The organism is Planobispora rosea (assembly GCF_014648175.1).
Classification (GTDB): Bacteria; Actinomycetota; Actinomycetes; order Streptosporangiales; family Streptosporangiaceae; genus Planobispora; species Planobispora rosea.
Window position 1 is genome coordinate 55,403 of the sequence record NZ_BMQP01000046.1, and the last position, 15,153, is coordinate 70,555.

The window sequence follows — 15,153 nt, forward strand, 5'->3', positions numbered from 1 at the left end:
CCGATGAGACAGCTCCTGGCAGTCGCCGCGGGACTGGTCGTCCTCGCCGCGTCCGCCTGCACCGCGCCCACCCCGCCCAGGCCCGCCGGCGTGGAGGCCACGCCGACCGGCCCCGCCACCCTGCCCGTCCCCACCGGCCCTCGTCCGGTCGGCACCACCGCCCTGCACCTGACCGACACCTCCCGCCCCGACCCCTGGAACCTCGACGCCGACGCCAGAGAGCTCAAGGTCACCCTGTGGTATCCGACCGAGCGGCGGGATGGGCGGCGGGCGCCGTACATGACGCCGAAGGAGTCGGAACTCTTCCTCAGGGGCAAGAGGGTCACGGGCGTGCCGTACGACACGCTGAGCAAGACGCGGACGAACGCCGTCCAAGACGCCGAACCCGCGGGGCGCAGGCTTCCGCTGGTCGTGCTCTCCCCCGGCTTCACCAATCCGGTGAGCACGCTCACGTCCCTGGCCGAGGACCTGGCCAGCCGGGGATACGTCGTGGCCGGGATCGACCACTCCTACGAAAGTCACGCCACCACCCTGTCCGACGGGCGCATCGCCGAGTGCCTGGCCTGCGACAGCGACACCGACCCGGGCTTCGGCACGGGGGTGGTCCAGGGCCGGGCGGCCGACGTCTCCTTCGTGCTCGACCGGCTGCCGTCGGAGTGGGACGGCTCCGGCGTCATCGACCGCTCCCGGATCGCGATGGTCGGCCAGTCGATGGGCGGGGCCGGAGCCATGGCGGCCATGGTGAAGGACTCCCGCGTGCGCGCCGGGATCGACATGGACGGCACCACCTACGCCCGGATCCCCAAGGGCGGATTCACCCGGCCGTTCATGTTCCTGGGTTCGCCGCAGCACGTCCCCGGCGGCCGCGACCCTTCGTGGGACCGCGACTGGAAGTTGCTGACCGGGTGGAAGCGCTGGATCGTGCTGACGGGTGCGGAACACCAGTCCTTCACCGACGGCCCGCTGCTGGCGGGCGTCCTCGGCGTCAAGCCTCCCTACGGCGTCCTGGACGCGGCGCGCGCCGCCGAGCTCACCCGCACCTACGTGGCGGCCTTCCTCGACCAGCATCTGAAGGCGCGGCGGCAGCCCATCCTGCAGGGACCGTCATCGCGCCACCCCGAGGCCAGGTTCTGTCCTGCGGCGTGCGGTCAGTCCTGACGCTCCGTCTGTTGCGCGCCGGGTTGACGGGTTCGGGCCCACTCGAAGACCTCAGATGAGGTCGGTGACGTCTGAGACGTCCGAGTGGTCACCCGTCGGCAGCTCGGCCTGCACCCTGCCCGGTCCTTCGCGGCTCTCCCAGGGGTGACGTCGAAGCACTCACGGCAGCTCCACGCGACGTCCGCGTCCGAACTCCTCGGCCTCGCCGTCGGTGATCACAGCGAAGGCGCCGCTGGGCACTTCTCCGAGGCTCGCCACACGAGAGGCGACACCCAGCAGCGCGTCTTCGTCTCCGCCAGTGATGGAGAAGACGTAGACGTCCCCGAACTCTTCGCCGTCGTCGAAGACCTCCGCCTTCCCTTGGTCCTCCATCTGGACCAAGAAGTCCTCGATCTTCTCGATCCACGGGAACGGGTCTTCGTCCCGGGCCCGGCCCGGCGTCTCACGCAACGGGACATGGATCTCGACAACGGTGGTAGCCATCTGATCCATCCTGCCATAGCGATCAACGAAATCAGCTGACGCCGTCTGATAGCCCAAGCGGTTCTTGGCCCTGGGGCGTTCAGCGGCTGATGCGGTCCAGCTCGGCCACGTCCTCAGGAGAGAGGCAGAGTCCCGCACCGGCGATGTTCTCGCGCAGGTGCGCCCTCGATGAGGTGCCGGGGATGAGCAGGATGTTCGGTGATCGCTGCAGCAGCCAGGCCAGGGCGACGGACATCGGTGTCGCCTCCAATCGGGCGGCGACCGCCGAGAGCGCCGAGGACTGAAGCGGGGTGAAGCCCCCCAGAGGGAAGAAGGGCACGTACGCGACGCCGTCGACGGCGAGCCGGTCGACGAGCATGTCGTCGTGGCGGTGGGCGAGGTTGTACATGTTCTGCACGCACACGAGCGGCGCGATGCTCTGCGCCTCGGTGACCTGCTCCTCGGTGGCGTTGCTGACCCCGAGGCGGCGGATCAGGCCCTGCTGCCGGAGTTCGACGAGCGTCTCGAACGCCTCGGCGAGCGAGCCGGGCTGGGGGCCTTCGGCGTTGCCGAGCCGGAGGTTGACCACATCGAGTACGTCGAGCCGGAGGGACCTGAGGTTGTCGTGGACCTGGCGGCGCAGATCCTCCGGTCGCCGGGCCGGAGGCCAGCCGCCCCGCTCGTCGCGGGTCGCGCCCACCTTGGTCACGATGTGCAGCGACTCGGGATAGGGGTGCAGTGCCTGGCGGATCAACTCGTTGGTGACGCGCGGTCCGTAGGCGTCGCTGGTGTCGATGTGGGTGATACCCAGGTCGACCGCTTCCCGCAGAACGGCCAGGGCGCCCTCGCGATCGGCGGGCGGCCCCATGACCCACGGGCCGGCCAGTTGCATGGCGCCGTAACCGAACCGGGTGACGGTCAGGTCGTCCAGAGTCCAGGTGCCGCCGGGAAGAGAGAGGGAGGGTGTGCTCATCGTGTCGCCTTTCGTCATGCGTTTGAGGGGGTGGCGCCTGCGGCGTCCCTGCATCAGGATTGGAGAGAAACTTCCTGTCGGGAAGTAGGCACTCTGGAGTGCGTAACCCACCCATCGGTGAGAGGCGTGATCAGTGGCGACGATGAAGGCGGCCCAGAAGAGGGCTCAGGCCAAGGTGGAGTACAACGCGTTCCTGGCGGCATGTCCCAGCCGGCAGCTGCTCGACCGGATCTCGGACAAGTGGGTCGTCCTGATCCTGTGCGCGCTGGGCGGAGACAACAGCGCCGGCCGGCCCGGCGTAGCACATGCAGACGCAGACGCAGCCACAGAAGCAGACGCTCCGAAGGCGATGCGTTACTCCGAGATCTCTCGCCTTCTGGCCGGGGTCAGCCAGAAGATGCTGACCCAGACGCTGCGGTCGCTGGAGCGCGATGGTCTGCTCACCCGTACCGTGACGCCGACCGTCCCCGTCACCGTCTCCTACGAGCTGACCGACCTCGGTCTCTCGCTTCACCACATGACGCGCGGGCTCAGAAGCTGGGCGCAGACGCACATGGACGATGTCCTGGCAAACCGCGAGAACTACGACGCTGGCACCTGCTGACTGGAGTCTCCAGGTGCGCGCGCGTCCGAAACCCGGCACCCGGGACGGGTGGGTGCCCCTGCACGGCCGGGTGGACGACGCGAAGGGCCCCGCTTCTACGCGGTAGGCGGTCGGCGCGCCGGCATGATCGTGTCATGCCCCGGGGGGCGGGCCGTCCGTACTCGCCGCGACACCCGCCTGGATCTCCGGTCGTCGGCGCCGGCTGCGTAGCCGGTGTGGAAGCGCACCAGCCACTGCGGACTGATACAGGCCACCCGGCGGCCGCCGATCCGGCCGGTGCCGGCCAAGGCCTGGGCCGGGTATAGCAGCGACGATGCCACGTCATTCACCACCGAAAGTCACAGGCCCGGGGAGGCAGCGCCGGGAAAACTCCCCGGATAAGAAGGAGAGGGCCGCCCGTGGACGCTTCCGCGACGAACGCCGCCGCCGGCCCGGGCGCCGCGGTGGTGCCGATCCGGCCCGCCGCCGATCCCGCAGCCGCGCTGGCCGCCTTCGAGGCCCACCTGGACCGCTGCGCGCTGGCCGCCAACACCACCCGCGCCTACCGCCGCCAGGCCCACGCCTACCGCACCTGGCTGGATGCCCATGCCGCCGAGCACCCCGACGCCTTCGCCGACACCGCGCGCCTGTCCGGCCTGCCGTCCTTGCGCCCACACCTGCTGCGCCACACCTACGCCACCCGCCTGCACGAAGGCGGCGCCGACCCCACCCAGATCCAATCCCTGCACGGCCACGCCTCCATCGAGACCTCCGCCCGCTACTTCCGCGCCTCAGCCGCAATCTGCCCGGCTACCGGGGCATTTGCTGCGCGGCGGTCCGCCGCCGGCCGGTTATCGTTGAGCGCCCAGTTGATGTCAGCGAAATCCCGTCGCCATGGTTCATTCCATTCCGCCATGTCCAGGACCGCTGGGCCATCACTGTCGGCCTCGGGATGCCGGCCTTCGAGATCGCCGCCCACACCGCTACGCAAAGGCGACGACGGCGTATCTCTCGTCTTGAACGGTTCGCCCCCACAGCGCGGGGTCGGGCAGCGGCTCGACGCGGGCGCTCTCCACCAGCGGCCGCAGCGCCGCCAGGAGCCGCTCCGCCCCGACCCCGCCCATCCACGGCATCGACTCCGATCCCACCGCATAGGACTGGCCCTCATCCGGTTCGGCACTCGCCCAGCGCCCCTCGACGAGGACCAGGCGCCCACCGGGACGCAGCAGGCCGATCCACCGACGTAACGCCCCCTCAGGGTCGGGCAAAGTCCACAGCAGATGACGGGAGAGGATCACATCGAAGGACGACCCCGCCTCCGCAGGCGGATTGCTCGCGTCACCCACCAGCATCACGGCATCGAAGCCGGCCGCGGTGAGCTTGCGCCGGGCCTGCTCGACCATCAACGGGGCCAGATCCACGCCGACCGGCCGGTGGCCCTGCTCGGCGAGCACCAGGGACAACGAGCCGGTGCCGCACCCCAAGTCCAGGACGTCGGCGGGTGAGGCCGGCATCCAGGAGCGCAGGCGCTGCGCCCACGCGGCCTTGACACCGGGATCACGCAGGCCGTGGTCGGCCTCCTCATCGAAGGAGGGGGCGAAGGCATCCCAGAAGGACGCGATTGAAGCAGCGGTTTCGGACATCGACGGATCATGTCATCCGCCACCGACATCATCCCGGGCTGAGCGCGGGCTACGCCGCGCAGCAACGCCACCGACCATCGGTGACGCCCCGGTCTCAACGACATCAACCAGGCGCACGTCACTGACAACGACCGGGCGTATTCACTGACACCAACCGGGCACACAACATGTTGCGCGCGGAAAAAAACCGGGCTCTGGCCCACTTCCGATGACGAGGTGACCGTGGGCGAGACAAGCGGCCTGCGGAACACCGCCAAGCCGCTCCCGATGCTCCTCAGTGCCCGTCTGTCTCTCCCGAAGCCTGCCGGGCGGCCGGCAGCGTCCCGTGAACTCGTTTCCCCACTCGTGTGAAAGACAAGCGACACCCTTCCTCGAAAAGGCCCACCCCATGCCGCTCAGTACGACTATGTCCGACGCCGCCCTGATCGAACGGTCGTGGCGAGATCCCGAGGATTTCGCCCTGCTGTTCGACAGGCACGCAGGCCACATCCACCGTTATGCGGCCCGCCGCCTCGGCGACGATGCGGCCGACGACGTCGTCTCCGAGACGTTCCTCGCCGCGTTCAGGCGGCGCCGCGCCTACGACACCGCCACCCATCCGCAGGCCCTGCCCTGGTTGTACGGCATCGCGACCAACTTCATCCGTCGGCATCAGCGCGCCGAGATACACCGCTACAAGGCGTACTCGAAAATGGGCGTGCTTTTCGACGCCGACGACGCCGCGCAGCAAGCCCTTGAGCGGGCGAGCGCGCATGCCGTACGTCGCCCTCTCGCCCAGGCGCTCGCCTCACTCAAAGCCCGCGACCGCGACGTCCTCTTACTCGTGGCCTGGGCCGACCTCACCTACGAGGAGATCGCCCACGCCCTGTCCATCCCGATCGGAACAGTGCGCTCCCGCCTCAACCGCGCGCGGGCCGTCGTCCGCGACGCCCTCGGCAGCACCGACCCCACGACGGAGCAGATCTCGTGAACGACCTGACCGAACTGCGCGACCTGTTCGCCGACAAGCCGCACCCCACGGCGGATCGTCTCGCCCCCGCCCGTACCGCCCTGCTGGCCGAGGCCCGCACGAAGCGCCGGCCCCGGGCCCGGGCGGCAGGTCTGCGACGTCTGATGCTGGCAGGCGCCCTCGTCGCGGCGACGACCGCAGGAGCGATCGCCGTCCAGACGTTCAATCCTGCCGCGCCCGCGAGCGCCACCGAGGTCCTGAGGCGGGCGGCCGCGGCCACGACCGCCAGCCCGTGGTCGGATCCCCGCGACGACCAGTACCTCCACTACGAGCGGACCGCGGAGACGCGCAGCGAGAAGGGGGTCCGCAACCCCGGTCCGCGCCGCATCACGGCCGAGATCTGGGAGTCCGTCGACGACTCCCGTCCAAGTCTCATCTGGCACAAGCCGCCGAAGTCCCACCCGCAGCACCGCGAGTACAAGCAGCTCCTGACCCGGTGCCCCAGCGGACCCGGCTCTGGGCGCCTCACCTACGCCGACCTGCGGAAGTGGCCGACCGACCAGGAGCAGCTCCGGCACAAGCTGGCCGAACGCGGTAACAAGAGAGTTCTGTACACGGACGCCGTGACCCAGACCTGGAACGGCGTCGTCGACGTCCTCGGCAGTCCGGTCCCGCCCCAGCTGCAGGCGGCCATCTTCCGGGTCGCCGCGACCCTGCCAGGCATCGAGACGGAAGAGCTCACGGACGCCACCGGCAAAACGGGCATCGCCGTGACCCGGGTGGACAACCGGGGCGGTGGGGGCGCCATCTTCCGCGAATCCCTCATCTTCGACAAGACCTCCTACGTCCTCGTGGGCGGCCAGGACCTCGTGCCGGGAAAAGGGCGGGAACTGTGGTCCGTCACCCGTCCGCGGATCACCGACGCGCTCCCGGCCTGGTCCAAGTCCGTGAAGCAGAAAGGCTGCGGCTGAGCCTGCCCTCCCCGCCGGCAGGCGGGCCGCACCGGCCGCGGGCGTCACGCTGTAGCCAGCCGACGCAGCGACCGCGCACCACCACATCGACGCGTCCGGGCACCCGGCCGGTGCGCAGGCTCGGGAGGCCAGGGCCCCCGGGGAGGTGTCGATGGCCTGGCCGTGCCCGTCATGCAGCGGGCCGATCGTCACCGGGGCGTGCTCGGCGCCGACGATGCCCAGCGCGGCCGCCGCCCGCACAACGACCGTCGTCACACCCTCGGCGGGCAGACGGCAGACTGATCGACTCCTGCCGGCACAACAGCACCCGGTACGACTACAAGAACTGCCAGTAGCGCCCGACCCGGTGAAACGCCCCGTCCTCGCGCGCGGGAGGGCGGGGCGTTGCTCAGTCTCGTGCGACCTTGCGAAGCGCCAGCCGGGTCGCGTACCGATCCGGGACCATGCCCCTGTGCACGGCCGAGGTGCGACGATGGCGCCCTGCCCGCCTCCGTAAAGGAGCCGAACAAGGCGTCCTTGCGCAGACGGAACCTACGGAACCGATCACTGCTCGTCGCGGACACATCAGCCTGAGCTTTGGGGTGGCTCGGGTATGGCGGCAGGGACCGCATCGTCGGGGGCCCATACGCTGCCTCCGTCAGCGACACATCCGCCACACCTTTTAACACTTCCTATCCATTTTATACCTTTATGGCAGCTTCTCTCGCCCGGCAGGGATCCCGGCCTCGAACCAGGGGCCTCACCGCCTTGCGCAGCTCATCCCTCATTGCCGTAGCAGCCGCTTGCATGACAGCGACCATGCTTTCCACTCCCGCTCACACCGCCCCGGCCTCGGAGACCCTCCCTGCCCCAGCCTCGGTGAGCTCGACCCCGGCGACCAAATCCGCCCCCGGCTCCAGCACCATCCCCTTGCTCCCGCTGGGGTCAAAGACACCATCAGGCAGTTTTACCGCCGCGAGGATGAGCGGAAGCTGCCCGGAGCAGAAGTGCCAGTGCACGCTTAAGGTCGACAACCCCCACAAGTCTCACACCCCGCTCCACGTCCCCAACGTGCACAGCCGTAGCGCCTGCAAGCAGGCCCAGGCCCCCATCAGGGCCACTGCCGACCTTTACGAGGTCGGCTTCTGGCAGGAGACCAAGGTCGCCAAGCGCGGGGTCGTGACCACGCGCGGCAAGAACTACGCCAAGACCAACGCCGCCCGCAGCAAGTGCGTGTCCGGTGACTACCACGGCGTGGGCAGCGGCTACGTCGATCACACCAACGGGACCAAGCTCGGCGGCACCCATGACACCTACGGCACCGTGAAGTGCTGATCACCCCGTCTACTTCCTTCACCGTGGTGAAGCACACCGCCATGGCCGTAGCCATGGCGCTGCTCGCCGTAGTCTTGTCCTCCTGCAGCCAGCCCGAACCGGCACCGCACCCCACACAGAAGGCCCCGCATGGAAACGTCCTGGCAGTCCTATCAGCACGTCGAGTTCACCCAGGAGCCTCCGAAAGCCTTCCTGAACGCACTGACGCTCCCGCTGGCCAGCAGCGACTGGGAAGCGGTCAACGGCACCCCGGCCGCACCCGCTCCCGCCACTCTCACCTGGCCCCCCGTGCACCGCCTTCAGGGACCGGTCCAGCTACGGCTGGAAACCGCCGCCCCGCCGTTGTCGGTGAGCGTCATGACGTTCGACGCCGTGGGCGCCGACGGCATCCCCTCCAGCAGGGTCAACCGGTGGACCTGCAGCAGGCTCCAGCCGGTGGACGGCTGCGATTTCCACGTGCTGGCAGACGGCACTCACGGGATCTCTCTGCCGGCCACCCTGTTCCCCGTCGACAAGGCAGCCTGGCACACCATTCAGGTGTTCTGGAACGTTCTCCTCCCGGTACGCCACCCCGACCATGAAGATCGCGCATCGTGCACCGGGGTCTGGCTGTTCCGGCACGCGTAAGCGTGTCGCTGACGGGGGCTACGCATGGACCTATCGGCGGTACGGCCCCTGCTGCGAGACCCGTGCCACCCCAGTGCCGACCGCCCGATACAAGGGGCGTACTGGATGCGCCTGGCCAATGCTCTTCTCGGCGCGGTGCAGGCAGAAGCGATGCTCGCCGAGAACGCCAGGTCCAGCCCGCAGGACCTGGCCCTCGCCCACCATCAGCACCTGGCCACCGCGGACGCGGCCGACGATCCGGAGAAGCTGGTGGGCTTCCTGCGCTGGCAGGCGTTGCGGGCACCGGGCAGGAAATCGCTCGCGGTGGGAGCCGGTCGGGTGCCACGATGCGGGCCCATGAGCACCCGGCTGCGGGCGATCGCCCGCGACACCGTCAGCATCATCGAGCGCGGCGGGTACGCCACGCCAGCCGGCCGGTGGGCGCATCTGGCCGATGACGTAGCGCGCGCCGTGGCGGGCACCCGGCTGTACCTGCCCGGCCAGGTTCTGGACCCGGCCCCGGATACCGGGCCGGACGCGCCGGCCGCCGGCCCGCCCCGCATCGAGGTCACCAATGAATCGACCCTGCGGGCCGCCCGGCGCCTGGCGCAGGACGGCCCCGAGCCGGCCTGCCTGGTCTTCGCCTCGGCCAAGAACCCCGGCGGCGGGTTCCTCACCGGCGCCCAGGCCCAGGAGGAAAGCCTGGCCCGGGCATCGGCGCTGCACGCCTGCCTCACCGCGGTCCCGCAGTTCTACGCCTACCACCGTGCCCAGGGCGACCTGCGCTACAGCGACCGGGTCATCTACTGCCCCGGCGTGCCGGTCTTCCGCGACGACAAGGGCCGTCTGCTGGAGGATTCGTACCGGGTGGCCTTCCTGACTGCGGCCGCGCCCAACGCCGGCGCCATCATCCGCATCCAGCCCCAGGCGGCCGTCAGCGTCCCGGCCGCGCTGAGGGCCCGGGCCGCACGCGTCCTGGAGGTGGCCGCCGCCCATGGCCATCGCCGGCTCGTCCTGGGAGCGTGGGGCTGCGGGGTGTTTCGCAACGATCCCGCCTTGGTCGCCGAGGTCTTCGCCCATGCCCTGGCCGCATACGACCGGTTCGATCATGTGTGCTTCGCCGTCTTGGACCGTCACCCCGGCACGCCCACCCACATCGCGTTCACCCGGGCCTTCCTCCCCGGCGTTGGGTGGTAGTTAAGGGCCCGTCAAGGTGCTGCCCGGTCGGCGGACGCCACGACCAGAACGAGCATGCGGGCGGTGCCGACACCCCGGCAAGACTCCGGCGGCCGGGCGGTAGGGTCGCGGCCGATGACCGCATCGTCGCGGACGGAGATCGCGTGGATCAGGTGTGGGCGTGGGATCAGCACGTGCCGCTGCGGTGGCTGCTGATCGATGAGGGCAGCCGCGGCGTGGACGGCTCCGATGTCCCCTTGGCGCTGTGCGCCGACATCGACGGCTTGTTCGTCGAGCCCGCGCCGCTCCCGGCTGCAGAGCAGTTCACCCTGATCGACTGCGAGCCGGCCGGGCTCCTGTGGGAGGCGCTCGCCCAGGTCGGCACCGACCGGGCCTGGCTGGGTGACATCGTGCTGGATCCGGTGCACGGCTCCCGTCGGCCGGAGGGCTGTCAGCCCTCCGGTCCCGGCTGTTCCTGCATGGAAGAGCTGCTGGATGTCACGGTGCTCGGCCAGCGCCGCTCAGCGGCGGGAGCCGGTCTCATCGATGTCGACCTGCGCGGGCATCTGCGCATCCTGCCAGAATACGGATGGCCCCCGGCGCAGCCGCCCGCCGCGCACGCGTTCACGCTGACCGGCAGCCACGGTGGGCTGGCGCTGGGCACCTGCCGGCAGATCGCCGGAGTCTTCCGGGAGCGCCCGCGCCCACCGGTGCAGCCCGTGACCCTCCTCGGCTGCCGGCCCGAGCCGCCGCTGCAGGCCCTGATGGAGCAGCCATCGGCCCGGCGGCGCCATCTGAAGGCGGAGATCTACGCCATCGACCGCAGCGGGCACGCGATGCATACGAGCCAGCGGGTGTCGGCCACCGTGACCGGATCCCGTCCCTCCCGGCTGGGTGCCGGCCTGGTCGATGTGATCCTCGACGATGGGCTCAAGGAGCCGCTGCCGCCCGGGGCCCGGGAGATCTGGGAGTTGTGGCACACCGGCGGACCGGCCCGGCCCAATCTGTGGGCCGGTTACGACCGGGCGCTGCGCCACGAATGGTCCGGCGCGGCCCTGTTCCACCATCACTCCCGGCGGCCCGACCGGCCCGCCGGGCACACCTACCACCTCGACGGCCGGTTCGTCACCGACATCGAAGGCTTCTACTGCGCCCTGGGCGAGGCGATCAACGGTCCCGGAGGTTACTTCGGCTGGAACCTCTCCGCGCTCGACGACTGCCTGCGCGGCCGGTGGGGCGCCATGCCACCGTTCCGGCTCATCTGGCACCACGCCGAGGTGGCCCGCCGCCACCTCCTGCCGGGTTATGACCGCCCGGCCTACACCCAGCGCGCCTGGGGCCCGGCGATCGACCTGCACTATCTGCTTGACATCTTCACCGAGAGCAGCATCGAGGTCGACCTGCGGTAAACCGCGCTGTCGCCATGCCGTCCCGGCGGCCATGCTTGACGATCAAACGCCGCGTAGCGGTGAAGATTCACCGCCATCTACTGATGAAAGTCACACCTTACGGTGTGCCCGGTATACCGGGTTTCTGGGTTGCGTTACCCCGAAAGTTCACCACCGAGAAATCCGGCAAAACGGGCACACGGCGGACCGGTGGGAACCGGTCCCCCGATCCCCACCCGGCCACCCTCGGCGGCCCCCTGGCCGCTCTCACCCTCCGGCGGCGCAGGCTCGACCTCGAGCCGGGAGCAAACAAAATTGCTTCCAGCAAATCTCTTGTACTGATTCAAAATTTAGCGCATCCTTCAAAGATGACATCACGCCACCTCCTGAACGACCTCGCCGCCATCCGCTATCCGGAACCGTTCTTCCCCGAGGACGACGAGACGCCGCCCGCAGAGCGGGACACCGCGCGCATCGACGCCGAAGAGGCCCGCGCCGCCTTTCTTGCGGAGCTGACCACGGCCGAGGAGAGCAGCGGCCCGGGCTTCGACCCGCTGCTGAGCACCTTGGAGGAGCTGGTCGCGATCAAGAAGGACGCTGACGAGAAGATCCGGCTGCTGCTGGCCTACGGACGGATCTACGTCACCCCACGCCCACACACCCTGGACGCCCTCGGCCAGGCCGCCGGGCTCACCCCCTCAGGAGTCAGCCGGGCCTTCGGCGCCGAAGAGATCCTCGAGGTCGGCGACCGCACCGGCCTGCGCCCGGCCGCCGCCGACGTCAGCGACCACCACCCCGAGCTCTTCCCCGAGGGCAACGCGAGCCAGACCCGGTGCACCTGGGGCGGCAGCCGCACCAATCCGTGCACCGATGAGGCCAAGTACATCGTCACCGACAAGTCCGGCACCCGCTGGGCGTGCTGCGACAGCCACCTGCCCGGCTACCTCCGCTCCCGCCCCCGCACGTAGGGCGGCCCCGAAAGTCCGAACCGGTAGACATGGCAATGCCCCGCCGCACGGTTTGCGCCGGGCGGGCATCGTCACACCGGGAAGACGAGGGCGGGGTCGCCCTCCATCGCCCGCTACAGCGTCGAGCGCCCCGCCCAAGAGCCTTGACGATGGCCCGGATAGCCTCTCCGGACCCAGCGGGCGCGGGCGGCCGCCAGCTTGTCGGCGTCGATGGCCGGGGCCGGCAGGCTGTCTATCGTGCGTTCACGGATCAGGTCGCGTCCCATCTCTACGGCCATCGCCGCGACCATGAAGAGCATCTTGTCGGCGATGGGCTGCCCGCCCGGCCGGTGCACCCCTACGCACACCCCGGACAAGGTCGTCATCACTCACTCCACGATCGTTTCATGGGCACGTTTCAATCATCACGGCGTTGCACTGACCTATGAAACGAAATCCGTCCCGAACGACCCTGGTCGGCGCGAGCGGCCCGTACCGTTCCGTGGGCGATCACGTATGAAACACCGCAGTCGCGGTCTCACCTGCCGGGAAAGCTCGTGTAGTCGGTGACGACCTCGAAGATCCTCCGGGTGATGGCGTCCAGGAGCTGGGCGGCGGTGATGCCGACGGACTCATCCAGGTAGACCGGTTCGGCGCGGCCGGCCACGTAGGCCCACAGCATGCCTTGTCAGCTGGTCTCTGCTATTGCGGCCTCGGGGGAACAGCGGAACAGCCGTCAGCGCTAAGCACTCCCGGGAAACCGAGGGTGTGTCACCGCACGGGCTGTGACTCGGCTCGGGGCTCGGGAACCTCTCCGGCCTGGAGGGCGGCGAAGTCGGCGTGGGCTTGTTCGACGGCTTCGGGGTACGCCCGGCCGGTCCGGTGGCATACAGCTCGGACAAGGTCCGCCACAGCGGCTCCGACAACAGCTTCTTCGGCCACCTGCGCTTCCCGCCGGTCGACACCGGCGGCTCATGGCCCTGGTCGTCGACCGGCGCGGCCGCCGGGCTCGGTGACGACCCGCTCCCGGCGGCGGGGACCGGGACTGGGTCGTCTTCTAGCGCCCGATATAGCGTGGAGCGGCCGACTTCGGCATAGCGGATCGGCGCGGGGTCCGTGCCGATGGGTGCTCACAGGCCCCGCTGGTTTCCGTTCACATGCCCGGCGGGACCCTGATCCGCCTGGGCGCTGGCACGTGTTCGCGCCCGCGTGGCGGAAGTCCTGCTGGCGCTCCGGGTGCCGTCGGCGAGGCGCTGGTGGACGGTGGACTCGGCGACCCCGCACGCCGCCGCGGCGGTTGTTCAGACATGGTTTCCCACAGTGGTTCCGGGCCTGGTGCGGATCGGCTTTGTCCGTATCCCGCTGCGATCCCGGGTGGTGATTTTGAAGGCGATTGCGGCTGTCGTGATCGCGCCGATGAACCACAGCGCTTCCAGGAGGAGGTGCGGCAGAGGGTAGGAGGGAAGGAACCCCGCGCTCATGCCGGACTGCATGGTGCCGTACGACGGCAGGTAGCGAATGAGGTCGTTGTCAGCGGCGGGGTTGACGAAAGGGCTCTGCAGCGTGGTATCGACGATGCTGATCATGATCATGGAGAACATGCCTTCCAGTTCTCCGCGAAGCACCGCGCCGAGCATGACGCCGATCCCGCCGTAGGCCATGGCCGCGCCGAACAGGGACAGCCCCAAGGCGATCGGCTGCTGCGGCGTCCAGTGAAGGCAGATCAGGACCGTGGTGTAGGCGCAGATCAGTACGGCGACGACCAGGAGCGCGGTGAGCTTGGCCGCGATCAGTGCGGCGCAGGGATAGCCCGCCATCGTCAACCGCTGGTCGAACTGGCTGGACCGGAAGGTGACGGTGAACATCATGAAGCCGATGATGGCGGTGACGGTGTTGAGCGCGGCGGGAAGGGAGCTGAGCTGGTCACCGGGTGCGGTCACCCAGTCGCCGGATGCCCGCAGCAGGAAGGTGGCCTTCTCCTCGCTGACGACCCGATACACCAGCGATGTCCAGCCGGGGATGAACAAGACGGCCAAGACCATGGCGAAACGGTTGCGCAGGTGCTCCAGGAGGGCGAAACGCGTGGCGGTGAGGTAGTGGGCGCAGGAGAGGCGGGGCCCGGTCATCGGCCCTCCCGGTTTGTGGCGGTGCCTTCCGCGTGCGTGCCGTTGAGCAGTTGCCCGTCTCTTAGATGCCACAGCTGATCGAAGCGGGTGAGGTCGAAGGCGAGGTGGGAGACGATCAGGACGGAGCTGCCGCGTTCTTTGAGGTCAGATGCCAGCTCCCAGAAGCGTTCGTAGGTCTCCCAGTCGAATCCTTGGTAGGGCTCATCCAGGAGAAGCAGCGGCGGATCGTGCATGAGCGCCAAGGTGAGGTTGAGCTTTTGCTGTGTTCCCCCGCTCAGGGTGGAGACCTGCCGGTGCCGGTAGCCGGTGAAGCCGAGGATGTCCATGAGGTGGTCAGCGCGGTCGAGGTTCTGCAGGCCGTAGGCGACCTGGAAAAAGCGCAGGTGCTGCTGGACGGTGAAAGCCGGATGCAGGACCGTGCGCTGGGGGCAGTATCCGAAGTCCGCGGGGCGGCGGATGACACCGCGGTCGGGGGCGAGCTGGCCGGCGAGCATCTGCAGCAGCGTGGACTTGCCGGATCCGTTCTCTCCGACCACGCCGCCGAGGTGGCCTGCGGCAAGCGACAGGCAGGCGCCACGGAGCACGTGGTGGCGGCCGTAGGACTTGTGGACGTCGTCAACGTGAAGCACCGGGATGGGTTCGGTCGTTCCCGGGGTGTTGTGTGCGGCGTGCATTTCCGATCTTTCCGTTGGGCGGACGGCGGGGAAGGTCCGGATACAGCGATCTGTTGCAGCGCTCACACCCGGGTTCCGCAGTTCGTAGTCACACGTGGCGAGTGGACAGCGAGAATCTGCAGATAGATGGCCTGTAGTGAGCTTCGAGGTGCCACGAAGGTCCGAGAGTGTAGTAACACGACT

18 protein-coding genes and 1 pseudogene are annotated in these 15,153 nt (G+C 69.2%); 11 read left to right on the top strand and 8 right to left on the bottom strand.

Annotation, left to right across the window (positions count from 1 at the left end):
- The first annotated feature begins 3 nt into the window (after positions 1 to 3).
- Entirely contained in the window at positions 4 to 1,158 is a 1,155-nt protein-coding gene (locus IEZ08_RS32500) for an alpha/beta hydrolase family protein (protein ID WP_068923602.1), read from the top strand.
- A gap of 159 nt (positions 1,159 to 1,317) precedes the next feature.
- On the opposite strand, the gene IEZ08_RS32505 is transcribed toward IEZ08_RS32500, so the two are convergent.
- A complete protein-coding gene (locus IEZ08_RS32505; protein ID WP_068923601.1) occupies positions 1,318 to 1,641 on the bottom strand; it encodes a hypothetical protein in 324 nt (107 codons plus the stop codon).
- A gap of 79 nt (positions 1,642 to 1,720) precedes the next feature.
- Positions 1,721 to 2,593, bottom strand: a complete 873-nt coding sequence (locus IEZ08_RS32510) for an aldo/keto reductase family oxidoreductase (RefSeq protein ID WP_189243639.1) — start codon at positions 2,591 to 2,593, stop codon at positions 1,721 to 1,723.
- A gap of 142 nt (positions 2,594 to 2,735) precedes the next feature.
- Here IEZ08_RS32510 and IEZ08_RS32515 point away from each other — a divergent pair, with 142 nt between their 5' ends.
- Positions 2,736 to 3,197 (top strand): winged helix-turn-helix transcriptional regulator, encoded by a 462-nt coding sequence (locus IEZ08_RS32515; RefSeq protein ID WP_068928807.1) that lies wholly within the window; start codon positions 2,736 to 2,738, stop codon positions 3,195 to 3,197.
- 95 nt (positions 3,198 to 3,292) lie between these two features.
- On the opposite strand, the gene IEZ08_RS40715 is transcribed toward IEZ08_RS32515, so the two are convergent.
- Positions 3,293 to 3,529, bottom strand: a complete 237-nt coding sequence (locus tag IEZ08_RS40715) for a nucleotidyltransferase domain-containing protein (protein WP_373294395.1) — start codon at positions 3,527 to 3,529, stop codon at positions 3,293 to 3,295.
- A gap of 114 nt (positions 3,530 to 3,643) precedes the next feature.
- On the opposite strand from IEZ08_RS40715, the pseudogene IEZ08_RS39960 reads away from it, so the two are divergent.
- Positions 3,644 to 3,910: pseudogene (locus tag IEZ08_RS39960) on the top strand (hypothetical protein); the annotation flags it as partial.
- A 249-nt stretch (positions 3,911 to 4,159) separates the two neighbouring features.
- On the opposite strand, the gene IEZ08_RS32525 reads toward IEZ08_RS39960, so the two are convergent.
- The gene (locus IEZ08_RS32525) at positions 4,160 to 4,819 is read right to left on the bottom strand and encodes a class I SAM-dependent methyltransferase (protein WP_068923600.1); all 660 of its coding nucleotides are present in this window, start codon (positions 4,817 to 4,819) and stop codon (positions 4,160 to 4,162) included.
- A 406-nt stretch (positions 4,820 to 5,225) separates the two neighbouring features.
- Here IEZ08_RS32525 and IEZ08_RS32530 point away from each other — a divergent pair, with 406 nt between their 5' ends.
- From IEZ08_RS32530 to IEZ08_RS32560, 7 genes are all read left to right on the top strand, one after another.
- A complete protein-coding gene (locus IEZ08_RS32530; RefSeq protein WP_229803759.1) occupies positions 5,226 to 5,789 on the top strand; it encodes an RNA polymerase sigma factor in 564 nt (187 codons plus the stop codon).
- Positions 5,786 to 6,739, top strand: a complete 954-nt coding sequence (locus IEZ08_RS32535) for a CU044_5270 family protein (RefSeq protein ID WP_068923598.1) — start codon at positions 5,786 to 5,788, stop codon at positions 6,737 to 6,739. Before IEZ08_RS32530 ends, IEZ08_RS32535 begins: the two co-directional genes overlap by 4 nt.
- 960 nt (positions 6,740 to 7,699) lie before the next feature.
- Positions 7,700 to 8,053: a hypothetical protein gene (locus IEZ08_RS32540; protein ID WP_189243641.1), complete on the top strand. Its 354-nt coding sequence runs from the start codon at positions 7,700 to 7,702 to the stop codon at positions 8,051 to 8,053.
- A gap of 129 nt (positions 8,054 to 8,182) precedes the next feature.
- Entirely contained in the window at positions 8,183 to 8,680 is a 498-nt protein-coding gene (locus tag IEZ08_RS32545) for a hypothetical protein (protein ID WP_189243642.1), read from the top strand.
- Positions 8,681 to 8,785: 105 nt separating this feature from the next.
- Positions 8,786 to 9,856 (top strand): TIGR02452 family protein, encoded by a 1,071-nt coding sequence (locus IEZ08_RS32550; protein WP_229803762.1) that lies wholly within the window; start codon positions 8,786 to 8,788, stop codon positions 9,854 to 9,856.
- Positions 9,857 to 9,999: 143 nt separating this feature from the next.
- Positions 10,000 to 11,244 carry a barstar family protein gene (locus tag IEZ08_RS32555; protein WP_203863583.1) on the top strand — a complete coding sequence of 415 codons (1,245 nt, stop codon included), beginning with the start codon at positions 10,000 to 10,002 and terminating at the stop codon, positions 11,242 to 11,244.
- Positions 11,245 to 11,591: 347 nt separating this feature from the next.
- A complete protein-coding gene (locus tag IEZ08_RS32560; RefSeq protein WP_068923592.1) occupies positions 11,592 to 12,191 on the top strand; it encodes a hypothetical protein in 600 nt (199 codons plus the stop codon).
- A 113-nt stretch (positions 12,192 to 12,304) separates the two neighbouring features.
- On the opposite strand, the gene IEZ08_RS32565 is transcribed toward IEZ08_RS32560, so the two are convergent.
- Both IEZ08_RS32565 and IEZ08_RS32570 read right to left on the bottom strand, forming a co-directional pair.
- Complete coding sequence (locus IEZ08_RS32565) at positions 12,305 to 12,556, bottom strand: recombinase family protein (protein ID WP_068923591.1); 252 nt, start codon at positions 12,554 to 12,556, stop codon at positions 12,305 to 12,307.
- 152 nt (positions 12,557 to 12,708) lie between these two features.
- A complete protein-coding gene (locus IEZ08_RS32570; RefSeq protein ID WP_176728496.1) occupies positions 12,709 to 12,852 on the bottom strand; it encodes a hypothetical protein in 144 nt (47 codons plus the stop codon).
- 158 nt (positions 12,853 to 13,010) lie between these two features.
- Between IEZ08_RS32570 and IEZ08_RS32575 the strand changes: the two genes are divergently transcribed.
- Positions 13,011 to 13,268, top strand: coding sequence for a hypothetical protein (locus IEZ08_RS32575; protein WP_141703971.1), 258 nt, complete (start codon positions 13,011 to 13,013; stop codon positions 13,266 to 13,268).
- 203 nt (positions 13,269 to 13,471) lie between these two features.
- Here the strand turns inward: IEZ08_RS32575 and IEZ08_RS32580 are convergent, their stop codons facing one another.
- Positions 13,472 to 14,296 carry an ABC transporter permease gene (locus tag IEZ08_RS32580; protein WP_189243643.1) on the bottom strand — a complete coding sequence of 275 codons (825 nt, stop codon included), beginning with the start codon at positions 14,294 to 14,296 and terminating at the stop codon, positions 13,472 to 13,474.
- On the bottom strand, positions 14,293 to 14,925 hold the full coding sequence (locus IEZ08_RS32585) for an ATP-binding cassette domain-containing protein (RefSeq protein WP_229803763.1): 633 nt from the start codon (positions 14,923 to 14,925) through the stop codon (positions 14,293 to 14,295). Before IEZ08_RS32585 ends, IEZ08_RS32580 begins: the two co-directional genes overlap by 4 nt.
- Positions 14,926 to 15,153 lie beyond the last annotated feature (228 nt).

What these genes read in the sequence shown, in the direction of transcription:
- IEZ08_RS32500 (WP_068923602.1), top strand. Translation starts at nt 4, where the DNA reads ATGAGACAGCTCCTGGCAGTCGCCGCGGGACTGGTCGTCCTCGCCGCG.
- IEZ08_RS32505 (WP_068923601.1), bottom strand. Translation starts at nt 1,641, where the DNA reads ATGGCTACCACCGTTGTCGAGATCCATGTCCCGTTGCGTGAGACGCCG.
- IEZ08_RS32510 (WP_189243639.1), bottom strand. Translation starts at nt 2,593, where the DNA reads ATGAGCACACCCTCCCTCTCTCTTCCCGGCGGCACCTGGACTCTGGAC.
- IEZ08_RS32515 (WP_068928807.1), top strand. Translation starts at nt 2,736, where the DNA reads ATGAAGGCGGCCCAGAAGAGGGCTCAGGCCAAGGTGGAGTACAACGCG.
- IEZ08_RS32525 (WP_068923600.1), bottom strand. Translation starts at nt 4,819, where the DNA reads ATGTCCGAAACCGCTGCTTCAATCGCGTCCTTCTGGGATGCCTTCGCC.
- IEZ08_RS32530 (WP_229803759.1), top strand. Translation starts at nt 5,226, where the DNA reads ATGTCCGACGCCGCCCTGATCGAACGGTCGTGGCGAGATCCCGAGGAT.
- IEZ08_RS32540 (WP_189243641.1), top strand. Translation starts at nt 7,700, where the DNA reads ATGAGCGGAAGCTGCCCGGAGCAGAAGTGCCAGTGCACGCTTAAGGTC.
- IEZ08_RS32545 (WP_189243642.1), top strand. Translation starts at nt 8,183, where the DNA reads ATGGAAACGTCCTGGCAGTCCTATCAGCACGTCGAGTTCACCCAGGAG.
- IEZ08_RS32550 (WP_229803762.1), top strand. Translation starts at nt 8,786, where the DNA reads ATGCGCCTGGCCAATGCTCTTCTCGGCGCGGTGCAGGCAGAAGCGATG.
- IEZ08_RS32560 (WP_068923592.1), top strand. Translation starts at nt 11,592, where the DNA reads ATGACATCACGCCACCTCCTGAACGACCTCGCCGCCATCCGCTATCCG.
- IEZ08_RS32565 (WP_068923591.1), bottom strand. Translation starts at nt 12,556, where the DNA reads ATGACGACCTTGTCCGGGGTGTGCGTAGGGGTGCACCGGCCGGGCGGG.
- IEZ08_RS32570 (WP_176728496.1), bottom strand. Translation starts at nt 12,852, where the DNA reads ATGCTGTGGGCCTACGTGGCCGGCCGCGCCGAACCGGTCTACCTGGAT.
- IEZ08_RS32580 (WP_189243643.1), bottom strand. Translation starts at nt 14,296, where the DNA reads ATGACCGGGCCCCGCCTCTCCTGCGCCCACTACCTCACCGCCACGCGT.